The sequence below is a fragment of the Allorhizobium sp. Av2 genome (genome assembly GCF_021462805.2).
In the GTDB taxonomy this organism is placed as follows: domain Bacteria; phylum Pseudomonadota; class Alphaproteobacteria; order Rhizobiales; family Rhizobiaceae; genus Allorhizobium; species Allorhizobium vitis_G.
In genome coordinates, this window is sequence record NZ_CP192700.1 from 91,900 (window position 1) to 108,991 (window position 17,092).

General features: G+C 56.6%; 14 protein-coding genes and 2 pseudogenes. 9 read left to right on the plus strand and 7 right to left on the minus strand.

Annotated elements, in window-relative coordinates:
• Positions 1–5: 5 nt before the first annotated feature.
• From traG to traC, 3 genes are read right to left on the minus strand one after another with little or no spacing between them, the layout of a single operon-like run.
• Entirely contained in the window at positions 6–1,964 is a 1,959-nt protein-coding gene (gene traG, locus FS819_RS27790) for a Ti-type conjugative transfer system protein TraG (RefSeq protein WP_060716556.1), read from the minus strand.
• On the minus strand, positions 1,951–2,196 hold the full coding sequence (gene traD / locus FS819_RS27795; protein ID WP_114386963.1) for a type IV conjugative transfer system coupling protein TraD: 246 nt from the start codon (positions 2,194–2,196) through the stop codon (positions 1,951–1,953). Before traD ends, traG begins: the two co-directional genes overlap by 14 nt.
• Entirely contained in the window at positions 2,171–2,467 is a 297-nt protein-coding gene (gene traC, locus FS819_RS27800) for a conjugal transfer protein TraC (RefSeq protein WP_060716558.1), read from the minus strand. Before traC ends, traD begins: the two co-directional genes overlap by 26 nt.
• A gap of 284 nt (positions 2,468–2,751) precedes the next feature.
• Between traC and traA the strand changes: the two genes are divergently transcribed.
• From traA to FS819_RS27820, 4 genes are read left to right on the plus strand one after another with little or no spacing between them, the layout of a single operon-like run.
• Positions 2,752–6,054 carry a Ti-type conjugative transfer relaxase TraA gene (gene traA, locus FS819_RS27805; RefSeq protein WP_234624942.1) on the plus strand — a complete coding sequence of 1,101 codons (3,303 nt, stop codon included), beginning with the start codon at positions 2,752–2,754 and terminating at the stop codon, positions 6,052–6,054.
• Positions 6,051–6,578, plus strand: a complete 528-nt coding sequence (traF, locus tag FS819_RS27810; RefSeq protein WP_070167486.1) for a conjugative transfer signal peptidase TraF — start codon at positions 6,051–6,053, stop codon at positions 6,576–6,578. Before traA ends, traF begins: the two co-directional genes overlap by 4 nt.
• Before the next feature lie 16 nt (positions 6,579–6,594).
• Positions 6,595–7,764 (plus strand): conjugal transfer protein TraB, encoded by a 1,170-nt coding sequence (locus FS819_RS27815; protein WP_156550904.1) that lies wholly within the window; start codon positions 6,595–6,597, stop codon positions 7,762–7,764.
• Positions 7,765–7,777: 13 nt separating this feature from the next.
• Positions 7,778–8,410, plus strand: coding sequence for a TraH family protein (locus FS819_RS27820; protein WP_060716560.1), 633 nt, complete (start codon positions 7,778–7,780; stop codon positions 8,408–8,410).
• Between the two features lie 14 nt (positions 8,411–8,424).
• Here the strand turns inward: FS819_RS27820 and FS819_RS27825 are convergent, their stop codons facing one another.
• On the minus strand, positions 8,425–8,748 hold the full coding sequence (locus tag FS819_RS27825) for a type II toxin-antitoxin system RelE/ParE family toxin (protein ID WP_060716561.1): 324 nt from the start codon (positions 8,746–8,748) through the stop codon (positions 8,425–8,427).
• Complete coding sequence (locus tag FS819_RS27830; protein WP_060716562.1) at positions 8,745–8,999, minus strand: type II TA system antitoxin, ParD family; 255 nt, start codon at positions 8,997–8,999, stop codon at positions 8,745–8,747. The genes FS819_RS27825 and FS819_RS27830 overlap by 4 nt, the downstream gene beginning before the upstream one ends.
• A 558-nt stretch (positions 9,000–9,557) precedes the next feature.
• Between FS819_RS27830 and FS819_RS27835 the strand changes: the two genes are divergently transcribed.
• From FS819_RS27835 to FS819_RS27855, 5 genes and pseudogenes are all read left to right on the plus strand, one after another.
• Positions 9,558–9,866 carry a transcriptional repressor TraM gene (locus FS819_RS27835; RefSeq protein ID WP_060716563.1) on the plus strand — a complete coding sequence of 103 codons (309 nt, stop codon included), beginning with the start codon at positions 9,558–9,560 and terminating at the stop codon, positions 9,864–9,866.
• 843 nt (positions 9,867–10,709) lie between these two features.
• A complete protein-coding gene (locus FS819_RS27840; RefSeq protein WP_060716565.1) occupies positions 10,710–11,318 on the plus strand; it encodes a hypothetical protein in 609 nt (202 codons plus the stop codon).
• Positions 11,319–13,134: 1,816 nt separating this feature from the next.
• Positions 13,135–13,767 carry an HAD family hydrolase gene (locus tag FS819_RS27845; protein ID WP_060716566.1) on the plus strand — a complete coding sequence of 211 codons (633 nt, stop codon included), beginning with the start codon at positions 13,135–13,137 and terminating at the stop codon, positions 13,765–13,767.
• 399 nt (positions 13,768–14,166) lie between these two features.
• Positions 14,167–14,658 (plus strand): tRNA (N6-threonylcarbamoyladenosine(37)-N6)-methyltransferase TrmO, encoded by a 492-nt coding sequence (gene tsaA / locus FS819_RS27850; RefSeq protein ID WP_081088910.1) that lies wholly within the window; start codon positions 14,167–14,169, stop codon positions 14,656–14,658.
• Between the two features lie 433 nt (positions 14,659–15,091).
• A pseudogene (locus FS819_RS27855) lies at positions 15,092–15,241 on the plus strand (IS66 family transposase); the annotation flags it as partial.
• Between the two features lie 135 nt (positions 15,242–15,376).
• On the opposite strand, the pseudogene FS819_RS27860 reads toward FS819_RS27855, so the two are convergent.
• Positions 15,377–15,697, minus strand: a pseudogene (locus FS819_RS27860) (transcriptional regulator TraR); the annotation flags it as partial.
• Between the two features lie 432 nt (positions 15,698–16,129).
• Complete coding sequence (locus FS819_RS27865; protein ID WP_060716567.1) at positions 16,130–16,738, minus strand: AcvB/VirJ family lysyl-phosphatidylglycerol hydrolase; 609 nt, start codon at positions 16,736–16,738, stop codon at positions 16,130–16,132.
• Positions 16,739–17,092 lie beyond the last annotated feature (354 nt).

The following is a 17,092-nucleotide window of genomic DNA, read 5'->3' on the forward strand; positions in this document are numbered from 1 at the left end:
CGTCGTCACTTTTGGTCGGCTTGCCGAGACTCCAGCATCGTTTGCGCCTTGGCTGGACGATGGAACCTGTTCTCACCGACACAAGTCCTCATATCCTCACGACGGAACCAGATGGCGCGTCCGCATCTGAGCGGCGGATTGCCCGATGTGAACACGATCTGCTCGTCAGCGCGCATGCGCAGCACCTCATGTGGCAGGATCAGCGGCCGGCGGCTGAGCTGCCGGGAACGTGAGCGCGACGATCCCTTCATCCCTGACGAGCGGTTTGTCTGGTCCACCTCGACCGTCGTATCGCCGCAGCGTTTCGAGATATAGTCGGCAGTATCAGGATCGTTGATCGCGGCAAACGAAATCCACGACGCGGATTCGAACCACTTGCTCGTCGCGTCCCGCCCGCCATAGGCCTCGCGCATCTGGCCGATGGACTGGAAGATCATCGTCAGCGTGATGCCGTATTTCCGTCCGGCGTCGCGGGCGGTCTCTAAGATCCGCAGATAGCCGAGCCTGGCGACCTCATCAAGTAGGAAGAGCGCGCCACCTTTCACATCGCCATTTCGATTGTAGATGGCATTGAGCAGCGATCCGATAACCACTCGCGCCAGTCCGGGATGGGCTTCCAGTACCTTCAAATCGAGCGCTATGAAGATGTCGGTTCCGCCCTCGGCGAGATCGTCGGTCGAAAAACTGTCGCCTGAGACGAGCGCGGCGTAGTTCGGATAAGATAGCCAGTGGGTTTCTTTCACCGCATTGGCGTAGACCCCGGAAAAGGTCTCAGGCGTCATGTTGACGAAGACCGAAACATTCTCCTTCACGAAGTCCGATTCCGACTGCTCGTAGATCTTGGTCAGACGCGCCCGCAGCTTCGGTTCCGGCTCGGAAAGATTGACTCTCACACGGCGCAGCGTCTGGTCTTGCTCGTCCGTGTGACCGGACAGCCAGACGTCGGCAATCAGAGCCGTCAGAAGCTGCATGGCCGACGCCCGAAAGAAGTCGTCGCGCGCAGAGGCCGAGCGGGGATTGTCGGTCATGATCCACGTTGCGACGGCGACGATGTCCTCTTCTTTCGTGCTGCCATGTCGCCCGATCCAGTCGAGCGCATTGAAGCCCACGCCTGACGTCGAGGGATCGAGAATGATCACCTTCCGGCCAGCCTTGCGGCGATGCTCCGATACCATCGGTGCGACCTCGCTCGACGGGTCGAGGACAACGAGACTGCCACCCCACTTGAGCGCGGTCGGGACCGTGACCGACGTCGTCTTGAAACCGCCGGATCCGGCGAAGACGATGCCATGCGAGGAGCCAAAGGAGCCGTCGAAGCATAGGAGCGGGCTCTTGCCTCCCGCGCCCCAGGTCGACGGATCGTCGGCGCGGAACGACACAGCCGCAACGCTGTCGCGATCGACGCGGTACCGTTCGCCGACGACGATGCCGCCGGGATCGGGGAAAAGTTTTGCCGCCTCCTGCACCTTCATCCAGTCGGCCTCGCCATGCACGGCGCGTTTGCCGCGGATACGGCGCGGCGCCGAACTGGCAAAAGCCGCATTGCCGCGAAGACCGACGCGCAGCGCGAAGACGCCGGCAAGGAATGTGACGGACGCGCCAAGCATCGTCGCCGGGTCCGCGTAGGCGAATACCGACTGTCCGCCCGGAACGTTGCCGGCGATGCTGGCAAGCCGGACCGCCTCGCGGATCGCCGCGATGAAGATCGCCGCCACGCTGCCGCTGACAACGCCCCACCCGGCCGCCCTGATGTTCGCAGCGCCATTGGCCGCGAACAGGAAGATCGTGCCGATCGCAGCCGCTGTGATGTAGGGCAGGGCGAGACCGATCCGCCCGAGCATCAGCTTTGTCTGCGCTGTCCTTCCGAACGCCGCCAGCCATCGCTCGATCCCCGGCATGAGCATCATCGCGGCGATCATGATTGTGGCCGGGATGACGGCGAGGAGAATTCTATTCACCGTCACGACCAAAGGCCTCCGCGCCGATGGCGGTCAAGCGTGACCGCTCTTCTTCGTCGCCCTTGAACCGGCGGCCGCCGTCGACCAACAGCCCGAGCAGCAGCGCCCGCTTTTCGTAACGCAGTCCTGCCTTGACGATCAGCCCGCCGAGCTCGATTTTTTCGCGGGAGTCCTTCTTGCGTGCTTCTGACGTCATCGACTTTGCCATCCGTTCAAGCCTCGCCAGACCCGCCTTCATCCGCGCCAGACGCGAGCGCCGCGGACGGCTCGGTACCGGTCCGGCTCTCTCCGGCTTGTCTCTTTCCGGTCGCCGAGCCCTTGCCGCCACGAAACCGTTTGGCGACTTCCTCGAAGGCTGACTGAAGCTCGGCCTCCTCGATGTCGATTTCCCCAAGCCCAGCTTTTAGCGCAATCCGCCCGATGCGCTCGGCCTCGCGTGTTTCGGCCTGTTTCAGCTGGTCCTGCAATCTGGCGATTTCTTCCCTGATCTTCGATGATGGTTTCTTCATTCCGGTCGCATCTCCCTGGAAATCTTGGGCGTCTGTTCCGTTGCAAGATTTCCCCAAAAGCACGTCCGAAGGAATGTGCAGATCTGCACGTCGGCAAAGCCGACACTTTGGAGGATGATCCCGCCGTTCCGAAGGAGCGGATCCAAGGGCGCCGTTCCGAAGGAGCGGATCCAAGGGCGCAATTATACGTCGCTGATGCGACGTGCTTGCCCACGGCCCTGGCGGGGCCGTCGTAGGGTTGTCGCTTCCGACGAACGAGGTTCGAACCAGGAGTGTTTTACGCCGTGGCCATCGCCCATTTTGCAGCCAGTATCGTCAGCCGCGGCGGTGGCCGCAGCGTGGTGCTGTCTGCGGCCTATCGGCACTGCGCGAAGATGGAGTACGAGCGCGAGGCCCGTACCATCGACTACACCCGCAAACAGGGGCTGCTTCATGAGGAGTTTTTACTTCCTGTGGATGCTCCGAAATGGGTGCGGGCGCTGATCGCCGATCGCTCGGTATCGGGAGCGGTCGAAGCCTTCTGGAACAAGGTCGAGGCGTTCGAAAAACGTGCCGATGCGCAGCTTGCCCGGGACCTCACAATCGCTCTTCCGCTGGAGCTCACCCCGGAGCAGAACATCGCGTTAGTTCGCGACTTCGTGGAAAAACACATCCACGCCAAGGGCATGGTTGCCGATTGGGTCTACCACGACAATCCAGGCAATCCGCACATCCATCTGATGACGACATTGCGCCCGCTGACCGAGGAGGGGTTCGGATCGAAGAAGGTTGCGGTTACGGCCAAGGACGGCCAGCCGGTCCGCACGAAGTCCGGCAAAATCCTCTATGAGCTCTGGGCCGGATCGACGGGTGACTTCAACGTCCTGCGCGATGGATGGTTCGAGCGGCTGAATTATCACCTGGCGCTTGGCGGCATCGATCTCAAGATCGATGGCCGTTCCTACGAAAAGCAGGGCATCGACCTCGAACCGACGATCCATCTCGGCGTTGGCGCCAAGGCGATCGAGCGCAAGGCACAGCAACAGGGCGTCCGGCCGGAGCTGGAGAGGATCGAGCTGAACGAGCAGCGCCGCAGCGAGAATGCCCGCCGCATTCTAAACAATCCAGCCATCGTGCTCGACGTGATCACGCGAGAGAAGAGCGTTTTCGATGAACGCGATGTCGCCAAGGTTCTGCATCGCTATGTCGATGACCCGGCTGTCTTCCAGCAACTGATGTTACGCATCATCCTGAACCCGGAAGTCTTGCGTTTGCAGCGTGACACGATCGCGTTCGCGACCGGAGAAAAGGTGCCCGCCCGTTATTCGACCCGGGCGATGATCCGCGTTGAGGCGACGATGGTGCGGCAGGCGTTATGGCTGTCGAACCGGGACGGTCATGCTGTCTCTGAAGCTGCTCTGGACGCAACGTTCCGGCGGCATGAGCGGTTGTCGCAGGAGCAGAAAGCGGCAATCGAGCGCATCGCCGGTCCCGCCCGGATCGCAGCGGTGGTCGGCCGTGCCGGTGCTGGCAAGACCACGATGATGAAGGCTGCCCGCGAGGCGTGGGAACGGGCCGGATACCGGGTTGTCGGCGGAGCGCTTGCCGGCAAAGCAGCCGAGGGTCTGGAGAAGGAAGCCGGGATCCAGAGCCGGACGCTTGCGTCCTGGGAACTGCGCTGGAACCGTGGTCGTGACGTTCTCGATGACAAAACCGTCTTTGTCCTGGACGAAGCAGGTATGGTCGCCTCAAAACAGATGGCCGGCTTTGTCGATACCGTGGTCAGGGCAGGTGCCAAGATCGTGCTGGTCGGCGATCCCGAACAGCTCCAGCCGATCGAGGCGGGGGCTGCCTTCCGCGCCATCGTCGACCGCATAGGTTATGCCGAACTCGAGACAATCTATCGCCAGCGCGAGGACTGGATGCGCAAGGCGTCACTCGATCTGGCCCGAGGCAATGTGGAAAAGGCGCTGACCGCCTATGATGCCAATGTCAGGATCACGGGCACGCGATTGAAGGCGGAAGCCGTCGAGCGGCTGATCGGTGACTGGAACCACGACTACGATCAGACGAAGACAACGTTGATCCTCGCGCATCTGCGCCGCGACGTTCGCATGCTGAACATTATGGCCCGCGAAAAACTCGTTGAACGCGGCATTGTCGGTGAGGGTCATGTCTTCAAAACGGCTGACGGTGTCAGGCAGTTCGACGTGGGCGACCAGATCGTCTTCCTGAAGAACGAGACCTCGCTCGGCGTCAAGAACGGCATGATCGCTCATGTCATTGAGGCCGCACCGAGCAGGATCGTTGCTGTCATCGGAGAGGGTGATCAGCGCCGGCAGGTCATCGTCGAGCAACGCTTCTACAGCAATCTCGATCATGGTTACGCTACCACGATCCATAAATCGCAAGGCGCTACTGTCGACCGCGTGAAGGTGTTGGCAAGCCTCTCGCTGGACCGGCATCTGACCTATGTGGCCATGACCCGCCATCGCGAGGATTTGCAGCTTTACTACGGACGCCGGTCCTTCGCCTTCAACGGCGGCCTGGCCAAGGTACTCTCCCGAAAGAATGCCAAGGAGACCACCCTCGATTACGAGCGCGGAAAGCTTTACCGCGAAGCGCTGCGGTACGCAGAAAACCGTGGCCTCAACATCGTCCAGGTGGCGCGTACGCTGCTACGCGACCAACTCGAGTGGACACTGCGCCAGAAGACGAAACTGGTCGATCTCAGCCAGCGCCTTGCCGGCTTTGCAGAGCGTCTCGGTCTGCACCATCCCTCGAAAACCCAAACGATGAAGGAGGCCGCGCCCATGGTCGCAGGCATCAAGACATTTTCCGGTTCCGTTGCCGATACGGTAGGCGAAAAACTCGACGCCGATCCAGCCCTCAGACAACAATGGGAAGAGGTCTCGACCCGTTTTGCTTACGTCTTCGCCGATCCCGAGACCGCCTTCCGGGCGATGAACTTCGATGCGGTGCTAGTGGATAAGGAAACGGCCAAACTGGCGCTTCAGACGCTGACGACCGCCCCGGCGTCGATCGGACCGCTGAAGGGCAAGACCGGCATTCTTGCCAGCAAGACTGAGCGCGAGGACCGTCGCGTTGCAGACCTCAATGTTCCGGCCCTGAAGCGCGATCTTGAGCAGTATCTGGGGATGCACGAGACCGCCGTGCAGCGGCTGCAGGCTGACGAGCAGGCATTGCGTCAGCGCGTGTCGATCGACATCCCGGCATTGTCGCCGGCAGCGCATGTGGTGCTGGAGCGCGTGCGTGATGCGATCGACCGCAACGATCTGCCGGCGGCCATGGCATATGCACTAAGCAACCGGGAAACCAAGTTGGAAATTGACGGGTTCAACCAAGCCGTCACCGAACGCTTCGGCGAGCGTACCATGCTCACCAATGCCGCGCGCGAACCCTCCGGAAAGCTCTTCGACAAACTCTCCGAAGGGATGCTGCCCGAGCAGAAGGAGCGTCTGACAGAGGCCTGGCCGATCATGCGCACGTCCCAGCAGCTCGCCGCTCATGAGCGCACCGTTCAGACCCTGCGTCAGGCCGAAGATTTGCGTCTCGCCCAGCGCCAGACGCTGGTGATGAAGCAATGAGGCGGCGCGTTCTCCTGTTCCTGGCCGGCCTAGGTGGGATGATCGCCGCTCTGGCGGCAATCGCATACTTCGGCGGCTTTCGATTGAACCTGACGCCGAGCGAGCCGCTTGGGCTCTGGCGTATCATGGCCCTGCAGCGTCCGGTCGAGGTCGGCGATCTCGTGTTCATCTGCCCACCGCCGACCGCGTCTTTCGAGGAGGCGCGGCGCCGCGGCTATGTTAGGCGTGGCCTCTGCCCCGGTGGCTTTGCGCCGCTGATCAAGACAGTGGCGGCGCTTCCCGGACAGCATGTGGAAATCGGCGTAAATGTCACTGTCGACGGCAGGCCTCTCGCCTCATCGATCAATCGCGCGAGCGATGGAGAGGGCAGGCCGATCACACCATTCAAAACCGGCATCGTGCCACTGAGAAATCTGTTTCTTCACTCATCCTTTGCGAGCTCCTATGATAGTCGGTATTTTGGACCGGTTCCCGACACGGGCCTTCTCGGCCTGGCGCGGCCAGTCCTCACTTTCGAACCGTAATTGGCGGCGATCCTGCCTGCTTATCGCCGTATCTGTTGCTTGCGGCTGGACTGCCTGGAGCGGTCATGTCCTGACCCTTCCGGTCGCTGTGTTGTTTCCGGCGCTCTGGGCGATGTCGCCGTCGCGGCTAACGGCGATGCTCGTGTCGGCCGGATATTTTCTGGCTGCCTCGCGTGGGCTGCCGCAGGGTGTCGCCAACTTCTATGCCGCCGATCTCTGGCCCGGGCTTCTGCTCTGGGCAGTTGCTTCGCTCTCCTTCGCCGGCGTGCATGCGGCGCTCTGGAAGGGGCAACCGGAAGGCAAGTCTCCGGGAGAAGGTCGAACGGGAATGGCAATGGCGGGGCGCTATCTGGCGGCGGCGATGCTCATGGGACTGCCGCCCCTCGGCATAACCGGCTGGGCGCATCCGCTCACCGCTACCGGTGTGCTCTTTCCGGGATGGGGATGGTGGGGGCTGGTCGCGATGACAGCCGGCCTCGCGATGATGACATCGCGATATTGGCGGGCTGTCGCCATCGTCATGGGAGGATTCTGGCTCTGGTCCACTGCCACGTGGACATCACCGAAACTACCCGAGGGATGGAAGGGCGTCGACCTCGAACAAGGTCAGAAACTCGGACGAGACGGCTCGCTTGACGATCACCGTGACCTGATCGCAACGGTGCGCGCGGTTGCGGGAGAGAAAACCCGGTTCATCGTTCTTCCCGAAAGTGCATTGGGCTTCTGGACGCCGACCGTCGCGAGGCTCTGGAGCCAAGGCTTGCAAGGCTCGGAGCTCACTGTGATCGCCGGCGCGGCCGTCATCGATCCGGGCGGCTACGACAATGTAATGGTGGCGATTTCGGCTGACGAGGCACGAATTCTCTATCGCGAACGCATGCCGGTCCCGGTGTCCATGTGGCAGCCATGGCGGGCATGGACCGGGCAGGGCGGTGGAGCCCGCGCCAACCTCTTCGGCAATCCAGTTGTGCAAAACGACGGCCAGAAGGTCGCCGTGCTGATCTGCTACGAACAGCTTGTCCTCTGGCCGGTCCTGCAGTCGATGCTGCATTCCCCCACCGTAATCGTCGCCCCGGGCAACGGATGGTGGACCGCGGGAACGTCGATCGTCGCCATTCAAAACGTGAGCGTGATGGCCTGGGCAAAACTCTTCGGACTGCCCGTCGTCACGTCTTTCAACAGATAAGGAATTGTTTGCGATGGTCGATGCCGCCCTAATCAAGGAATGCAGCGATCCCGGCCTGAAGCCGGCGATCGTCGAACAGTTCATCGAGCAGGCAGGGTCGCAGGATCCATTGGCGGTCACGGTTCGCTCCGGAAACCGCGTCGTGCTGGTGCCCAGGCCGAAGACGGCGGAGGAAGCGTTGGCGCTGATCAGAGACAACCTCGGTCGCAATACCGTTCGCGTCGGGATCACACAATATCCGGCCGGCCTCGGCATCCTGGAGGCGGGCCAGCTGAAGCCGGACCTGGTCGATGCTTGCGAGAACATCCGCATGGGCACGGCACTCTTCGCCAAGGTCTATCGGATTGTCACGAAATGGTATGGCAATCCGACCGAGAGGCAAGTCCTACCGCAAGTGTTCGACGACGCGATCATTGCCTGGCAGACGGGATACTTCGAAGGAACGGCGGTGTTTCGAGCGGAAGATCCAGGAAAGATGAAACTCGCCGATCCTGGGCCTGTGAAAAAGGACGGAGCTGAACCGGCCACCAATGAGGCTCCGGCCGGTGACGGCTCCGAAAACGCAAAACAGGACGACGCTCCGTCCGATCCAAACACTTCCGACATTCGCATCGATCTGTCGGGGATTGGCGCTCGAAAACCATAGGATTGACCCTGGTTTTACGTGGTGGTCATCCCCAGCCTTTCGCTCAACCTCGTCATCAGGTCCATGCGCTCATGGAAAATGCCGACAATCAGCGCGGGCTCGTTGTCGCGCGGCAGGCAGAAGACGTAGTGGTGCTCGCAATGGACCATGCGGAGCGTCGGATAAAGCTCGCCCAAGTCTCTGAACGGTGGTTGCCCCGAGGCAAGCCGGGCAAAACCTTGCTCTAGCCTGGTAATGTATCGGCGCACCTGCGCATCGCTCCATTGTTTGCGCGTGTAGCGAATGATTCCGCGCAGGTCCGCTTCCGCGCCATTCGCCAGAACATAGGTTGTGGTCAACCGCGGCTATCCTTGGCCAGTTCCTCGTCAAGAACCTCGCTTACGCTACGGGTGGACACTTTTCCCGCCAGACTTTCACCGATGCGATCGCTCAGCAGCGATTTCAACTGCTGCCATGCCACTTCACCATCCGCGTCCCCGGGAAACAGGCGTTCCAGCGCATATTGCTTGATCGTCTTTCCCTGTAAAGCGGCAGTGGCCTTCAGATTTTGATGCTGCTGGTCGGTAATATCGATTGTCAGTCGGCTCATACAACAAGCTCCGGATATTGTCACAAACCCACATTAGCACAAATGTTGGCATCTGGCCAATTGGGCTGTTCTCGGGAGGCGCATGCAGCGGAAAAGTGCGTACATTACGGCTGGGTCCGGCCACATAGTGTGTTTCGCCAAACTGCAGGCGATGCCAGCCTCACATGAGAAGGAATTTCCACCACTTGTCGTAAAGCTGGAACAAGTTTGTCCCATGATGGCGTTGTATGGTGTTGAATATCTTTGGCCGAGGACAGGATGTGAAGATTTGCACCGCGGTGATTTCGATCGACACTGGCGTCATTCTGGAATGTTTCTTATAAGAGGGCACGCAGTACGTGCTGCGTTGCGGCTTAGAATCCGCAGATGAACGGTTGGCGCTGACCGGAATGGCGCCAGGAACCCTCTGACCTTGTGTCCGGGGGCCTGTGACGTATGTCCAGGCTCCGGCTAAAGGTCGCAGGGCCGATTCATCTCGGATTCTAACCCCCGGGCAAGGGTTCAAAGGGTTCAACGTTTGCGGGGGCGTACCGCAGACTAACCAGGGTTAGGTCAGGAATGGAACTGGAAGATGCAATCGTGACGAATAGGGTCGAGCTCCGCCCATTGATCGGGCTGACGCGTGGACTACCTCCGGCGGACCTGGAAGCAATCACGATCGATGCTATCCGGACACACCGGCAGTTGGTGGAAAAAGCCGATGAACTCTTCCAGGCTCTCCCGGAGACTTACAAAACCGGAAAAGAAGCTGGCGGCCCACAGCATATTCGATACATTGAAGCGAGCATCGAAATGCATGCGCAGATGAGCGCCCTGAACACGCTGATCAGTATTCTTGGCTTCATTCCCAAGGTCGTCGTTAACTGACAGCGGTCAAAGTCAGGCGCCGACATCATCGTGTGATGGCGGATATGGCTGTATAGTTTGGTTTCCGTGCTTAAGCTGCGCGATCTAGTGGTGGCGTTGCCCATTGTGCTCCCCGGCGGGAGCAAGCTTATTCTGTGTCGTCGATCATTTCAATGATTTCGAAGCTTTTGATGAGCGTCGAGATGTCTTCATTTAGTAACACAAGCGCCACGTTCGGCGAAATTGCGCGGATCTGAATTTTCACGAGATAACCGGTTTCCACACATGTTCAGGATACTCGGCCGCCTCGCGCTTAAACCGGTAAACTGCCTCACGGGCGGCATCCGAACTCTCGTAAAAGTAAAGGGCCATGACCCCGGCACGGACAGAACAGACTTGACTAAGTCGCAATCAAAGGGCCGATTGACAGCGACCCTTCCAGCGCTCCTCGCTGGTTTGCCTATCGGTGGCCGCTACCAACAAGGCATTTTGCTAGGTGTCATCGGTGCTGACTGGGACGACGGGGAGGTCTGCTTAAACGTTGAAGGCTCTAAGCGCGAATGACAGAAACGACAGTTGACGACAACTTGATGTCTTAATCTTCAAACAGTTTGTTCAGTACTGACCGCAGGAGAAAGAGAGCGGACAGACTACCGCAGATTGCTCTTAAATTTATAAGTTTTTCTCTTCAGTATTCAAAAACAGTAATCTTTTTCTTAGCTGCGTCGGAAGATGGCCAGACCAACGCTTTGATGATGCCGAAGCTGATCAATTGTGCCGTAAAACTACAAATGAAACAGAAAAATTCTTAATCGTCTCCACCCGAGTAGCATATTATCCTTTGATGAACAAAGGAGCGATATCATGAGAAATTCGAGTTTGCATGATGCATCTGGGAACGACGATGCACAGGTACCCCACAAAACAGAATTGCTTGATCTGCCAGACCTTGTGCTGACGGAAGTTGCCAAACGTCTAGCGACTGACAATCCAGTTGAGTCCGCGGAGAATATAGCTAATTTTAGCAAATCCCATCGCTCGACAAGGGACGTGGTTCGAACGGAACCTTTAGAAAAATTCTCGTCACGCCTTAAGATCCTGGCGCCACAGGCGAAACTGTTGTGTCATGCCGTGCGGCAGGCAGCAACACTGCCGGATGGAGAACAACTAAGTGAAGCGCAACTATTGCAAATGCAAAATGAAGTCGCAATTCGCCCAGTCTTAGGCGTAGCGTATACCCATCACGACGGCCAACCAGGAGAGAGTTTGTCAGGGAACGACCTGAACCGTAAAATTGAGAATATTCCTGATTTGGTCTTCAATGTTGCGGAACCCATTATGTTTAATGAGATCTCCGCTACCGAGGTGATGGCAAAAGTTCGGCCTATCGCCAGATCGATCAAAGAGGCCCACGACGATGCGCGAGCGGAATTGATGTCGGTGGAAAGGCCTCGAGGAACGCGCGGTCTATGACTATATGCGCTCTTCGACGCGCGCCTAGAAGGACCTGCTCGCACTCTTCTTAAGACTGGCGGGTTGGGTACACGCGGCCTGATCTGATGGGGGCCAGGTTTTGCGACTTGGTGCTCGCGACCTTTCGTGCGTCTGAGTAAATCACGGGGAGATGGAGCCACAGACAATGCGGCGCCCGCTCTTCCGGCGTGGCCAAGGCAATGTGTAATTTTGTGGAGCCCGTTATGAAATCTTTCCCAATGGGCGACGATGATTGTCCCTAGCACTGCCATCGCGCCGCCGAGGATGGTGTAGATGGATGGACTATCGCTGAGAGAAGCGAAGCCAAACAGCGTTGCCAGGGAGCGACGAGATAGAGGAAATTCACCGCCATGCCCGCCGGCGATTTGCCAGGTCCGTAATCGCTGGCGAATTAGGCGAGGAGGGTCAAAACACAACGCTAACCCTGTCGCTGCCTTGGTAGAAGACGAGGCCTGCATGAACTGCATTGCCGTCTCCGGTGCCCATGACAGCAGCAACAGGTTGGCCGAACATCCCAGCCATCCGAACAATCTGAAGCGCTCGCCTGGTATTTCCATGCGAGAAGCACCGTCATGATGGAGTAATGTTGGAGATGAAAATGGCCGGCGGTGCGCGAATCAAACAGGATGAGAGGCTTATATCGATCGCATATATGTTCGACTTTGCCCTACATTCCGTGCGAGATGCGCACTGGCGGTGGCGGACCTGATGACGGGCATATTTGACTTCCGCCGGTTCTCGTGGCCATCGTACCAGCGCAAGAGCTGAGACGGCGGAGACTTCGCTCTATATGATGATCGATCTCTGCTGTACCGAACGCAATCTGTAGATGCATCTAATCAGCCGCCTCGGACGCCAACTCCATTGTCATAAAAGTCACGGACAATAACAAGACAGTCAGCAAATTCGACCTCAAGGCAAAGCTCGCGATACTTGCGGACAACAACAGAATGTCTATCAAAACGATGGTGGCTAAATTCGTCGACTATCAAATAGTCGACTTTCCGATCAATGCATAATTGCACGCAATCTCTTACCTGCAGCTCTGACTCACAGATATAGACAATTGTGCACGAAGATGAATTCGACGGCTTTTCCCGTCTAACCGACACGCGCCACGGTCTCATCAACATGTTTTTTGCTGATTCAAGAAATCTACACATCAATGCTTGGCCCTCTTTCTGGGACGGCATATTGGTGCATTGAGCTGTCCTAGCAATCCATGTTGGAAAAAACCGGGTTTCAACTGAAACACTGAAGTTTTTGTGGCAGGTTCCGGCAGAAACAAAAAGCAAGGCGACATAGATCGCCGGTGTTCCAGACGTTCGTGAAGGTATCGATCTCCCGTGTCGCCTCGAGTTCGCATGGGAGGGCGAAAGATGGCGTGCTCGATTTCATGGTCGAGCTGCTGCAAATTCTGTCTTTAACTTAGCTCGCCGTCACGAGGTGGTGTGCGTGGATCACCAGATACTTCTTAGCCATGTGATTGAATTCGGTAGCGTTGTATAACGAACGACGTCGCTCCCCAGTATCCCCCAGCAGCAAACCGATCGCGGGCGTTACTGCTGAAACACAGTTTCTGTTTAACCAGCATTCAGGGAATGATAGTCCTGAAGCGAGATCGCGGCCAACAGGGACAATTCGAATATCCCTGAATATATTGTTACAAAATCGGTATACTGAAGAGATGTGTTTTGTAAACCTGTATTGATACAGCATTATCTAAATATAGATATCGTATTAACATGATATATATAATGACAATTGTGCGTATATACAAATATGGAAAGTATGTATGGCTAAAAGTGACGCTTATAGGCTAATAATATTTGATTTTGATGGTACATTGGCCGACAGCAGCGCCTGGATGATAAGCGCTCTGAGGGAAATGTCCGAACGACACCGATTTGTAACGCCCAGCGACACTCAGATTGAATATCTGCGTGGCCTTTCAGTTTGCCAGGTTTTGAAATGGCTGAGAGTACCGGTATGGCGCGTTCCTCTGATCGTGAGAGATTTGCGTAAACTGGCTCGCGAAGCAACGTTCGATATGTTCCCTAGGACAGAAAAGGTCTTATTTCTCCTCCAAGATCAAGGGGTGGAGCTTGCAATCTTAAGTTCGAACAGCATTGAAAATATTCAGCGCGTGCTCGGGCCATTGGAGAGATACTTTGCTTATATAGAGGGTAGCTCGCCGGTATTTGGGAAGGGCAAAAGGATCAATAAGATACTTCGCCGGTGCAAAAAGTCCCGGAATGAAGTCCTTCTTGTCGGAGATGAGGTTCGTGATATTGAGGCAGCGACGAGTCAAAACATTGCCTCCGCGGGAGTTACGTGGGGTTATGCCAAGAGAGAGGCTTTGGCCTGCAGCAATCCCACTCACATTCTCGAAGATATTGAGGATTTAATAGACTTGAAACCTCTATAGAGAAGAAGAACAACTCTTGCAGTGCTAATGCTGTTATATTTACATTGAAATTACTTCACATGTCGGGGCTTCGGGCTGAAAGCAGATGTCGTCAGATTTGCCAGCAGTCGTTCAACGTCCCCCTCATCGGCGGTACCGCGCATCTTTTAAGCCAACGGAGTGATCGCCTTGGAACGGCAGTCACGGCATCCGTTCGATTGCGCTAGACGGGATTATCTGGGGTCATCATTGGTGAGCGGGGCGGTTTGAGTACCGCAAAGCCGCGCAGCCTGCGTCGGCAGAAGCATATTACAATTGAAATGAAATACGGCGAACCTGAAATGACCGGTTAACTCACCTCTTACAAGATTTGGGAGCGAAGCGAAATCTGTTGGCTCACTAAACTTGGCAGGAGCTGTTATGCACTCAACCAGATTGCGAACAAATGAAGTTGCGGTCGCGCTACCCGAAGACGGTGACGCATCGCTTTTCTTTGTTGGAAAGATCCGGACCCCCTGGAAAAGTCGAGCTGACACTCCTCGGCAGGGCAGTGAATCGGGGCCACTATGCACGCTTGAGATTTCGGAACCTTGGGCCTTGGCGCTGAAGGGTGTCGAGGTGTATGCGAAGCTTGAAGTTCTTTATTGGCTGCACGAGTCACCGCGCGATATTGTCCTACTAAGTCCCGCTGACGATGGAGAGATTCACGGCGCTTTCTCTCTGCGATCACCTGTGAGGCCCAATCCGATCGGAACGTCGATCGTGAAGGTGGAACGAGTATCTGGAAACTCGATTGCCGTACGTGGCCTTGACTGCCTGGATGAAACACCGCTGTTGGATATCAAACCGGATCGCTCGTTATCAAAGCCGCTAGCCCCAGTGAGGAAAAGTCCCTCGGTTCCGGCCGCCTGACTGGCATGATGCACCACCCTTCGTTCCGCAGAGAAAGCCGCGGGTCGAGATAGGCATTTACGGTGAACTAGGTTTTCGCGAGGTTTCGGACGAGCAGCGCAGCGACGGAAGCACACCTTTTGCCAATTCCACCATCATTGCAGAAGTGGCTGCTGCTGCAAACGCGTTCAATCGAATTGATGAACTTGCGGCATGGGCTCCAGGATTTCTCCGAGGCGAGTAGTCGCGACATTCCATTTATCCCGTGAGTTTGAGCTGTTAAGACTGGACTTAAGAGCCCACTGAGCAATTCATGCGATATAAACGTTTTGCTGAAAGTACCGGAGCGGCGTTTCCTTCCAAAGTGTGCTCAAATTGTTCGTTTTCGATCGGAACCGTGCTGTTAGGCGGTTAAGGGGATGCTGGGGATCGACAACGTTCGCCGTGAACTCTACGGCCCCTTGAGCAGATGGAACTGCAACTCGCGGCAGACCCGAATGAAGACGAACTTGCGGCTGAAAGTGCAGCCAAATCCTCAGCCCTCAAAGCGTTCGAGCGCAAACGCCCATCACGCAAACCATTTTCTGAACATCTGCCGCGCGAGTGCGGCCACGGCCCCTCCTTCTATGTGACGTCCCGCGGACGCACCTTGTCGAGAAGTAACTGGACAACCTACGCGTATTGGGTTCGCCCCGTCACAGCACGATTGATGCGTTAACTGCCGGATTTGCTTTAACCCTCAAATGAGTTTTCGTCGGATTGCCAGCGCGGTAAGATGCGCGTTGGGCAGACGTCGAAGCGCTTCATGGTTTCGCGAAGCTTGACGCGGACGCTGTTGTATTTGGCGCCTTCCACGTCAGCGATTTCTTCCATCGTCTTGCCCAAGGCAATCCATCTCAGATAGGTCGCTATCCTTCGGATCGAGCCATACGGCACCTTCCGCACTGGGCGTGGTGCGAAGGGATGAAATACGGGCATGGATCTGTCCAATGGTCGCCGCTACTGCAACTGCATCGATCTCACGATCGAGATCGATCGCGGGCTTCTCCGATGCCAGTATGCCCGCGACCGCTCGGCCAGATGCGGACTCATGGCGTAGGTCCCGCACCATGGCATGACCAGCGCTGCCTCCGTCGGCGCGGACACCCATGAGCAGAAAAGCTCGCTTCTGCACATTTCGCGGTGGCGACCTCGACTGCTCCCTGGAGCGATGATCTCCTTCATCAAATGAACATCGAGCGGCGTTCGGAACCGCTCAAATTTCTGTTGGGGGGAGGGGCGATGTGAACGTGCCCATGCAACCTCTCACCCTCAGACCATCCACGCGCTCGACGCCGCGAGCAATCGGCAAAAACAGCTGGATCTGGCTGAAGTGTGAAGGGGTCAACAAAACAAATCATTCATGCCAATTTCTCCCGCCATGAGTGAATCAAAATACTGCCGAATTGGAAAAACCATTAAATAAGGGCGAAGCTAAGCACTCTAAACGTTATTAATGTCTTAGGCGTGTCACGAGGCCTGAGACGATGCGCTTAGACAATCCATTGAAATCATTATCAAAATGATGCCCGCCACTAAAGCCAATAACTTCGGCGCCGGTCTGCCGGAGCGATGGGCAAGCATTATTGCGGTCATCGCGCCCGTACATGCATTGGACGATTGTTGGGTCAATCGATGTGAGGTCATTCAGAGGATTGCCGCCTTTACCTTCGGTTTCGAGTTGAAGCCAGCCCCTGAGTGAAACGACATAGTCGACCTGATGTGACAATGCCAGGAGGGAGATTTGCTTAACCTGCATTCTTTGCTCGTGGGTAAGCCGATTGAAGCTTGCTGGCATGACGTCAGCGCCGAAGGAATATCCTACAAGTAAAACATTCTGCACGCCGAAAAGCTTGGTGTAGACATCAATTAAATGTCCAAGATCTGCCGCAGTTCCGCTTGGAGACCGTTCGGACCAAAAATAACGGAGTGAATTGACGCCAACGACGGGAATCCCTTCCGTCTGCAGATAGTTAGCAATCTCTTCGTCGATATTCTGCCATCCAGCATCGCCAGAGTAAAAGATCGCGACCGTGTTCTTGGTTGGATTGGCGCTAAACACGCGAAGAGGAATCCCTAGTCGATTTGCGCCTCTATTCGACCACATGACATGGTTGACGCGTTGGTTTGCGTATGCGGAATTTACTCCGGGAATAAGTGTTAACGCGAATACCAATAACAACTTTATTACCATGTCGAGACCCTGCGTCAGTTGTTAACCTGCGTGTCGGATATGGATAATTTCCAACTGCTGTTTCAAGTTGATGTCGGCTGTGTTGTGAGTTGTTACAGATGAAACAGAGGCAGATAATCTTACCAGCGATGGATTAAACTCGCGGCCAGGTGGCTCATCAAAGGACGGCGCCACTGCCAAATCTTTGGTGATCAACAAGGTGAAGCCTCTGGCTGGCTGGGG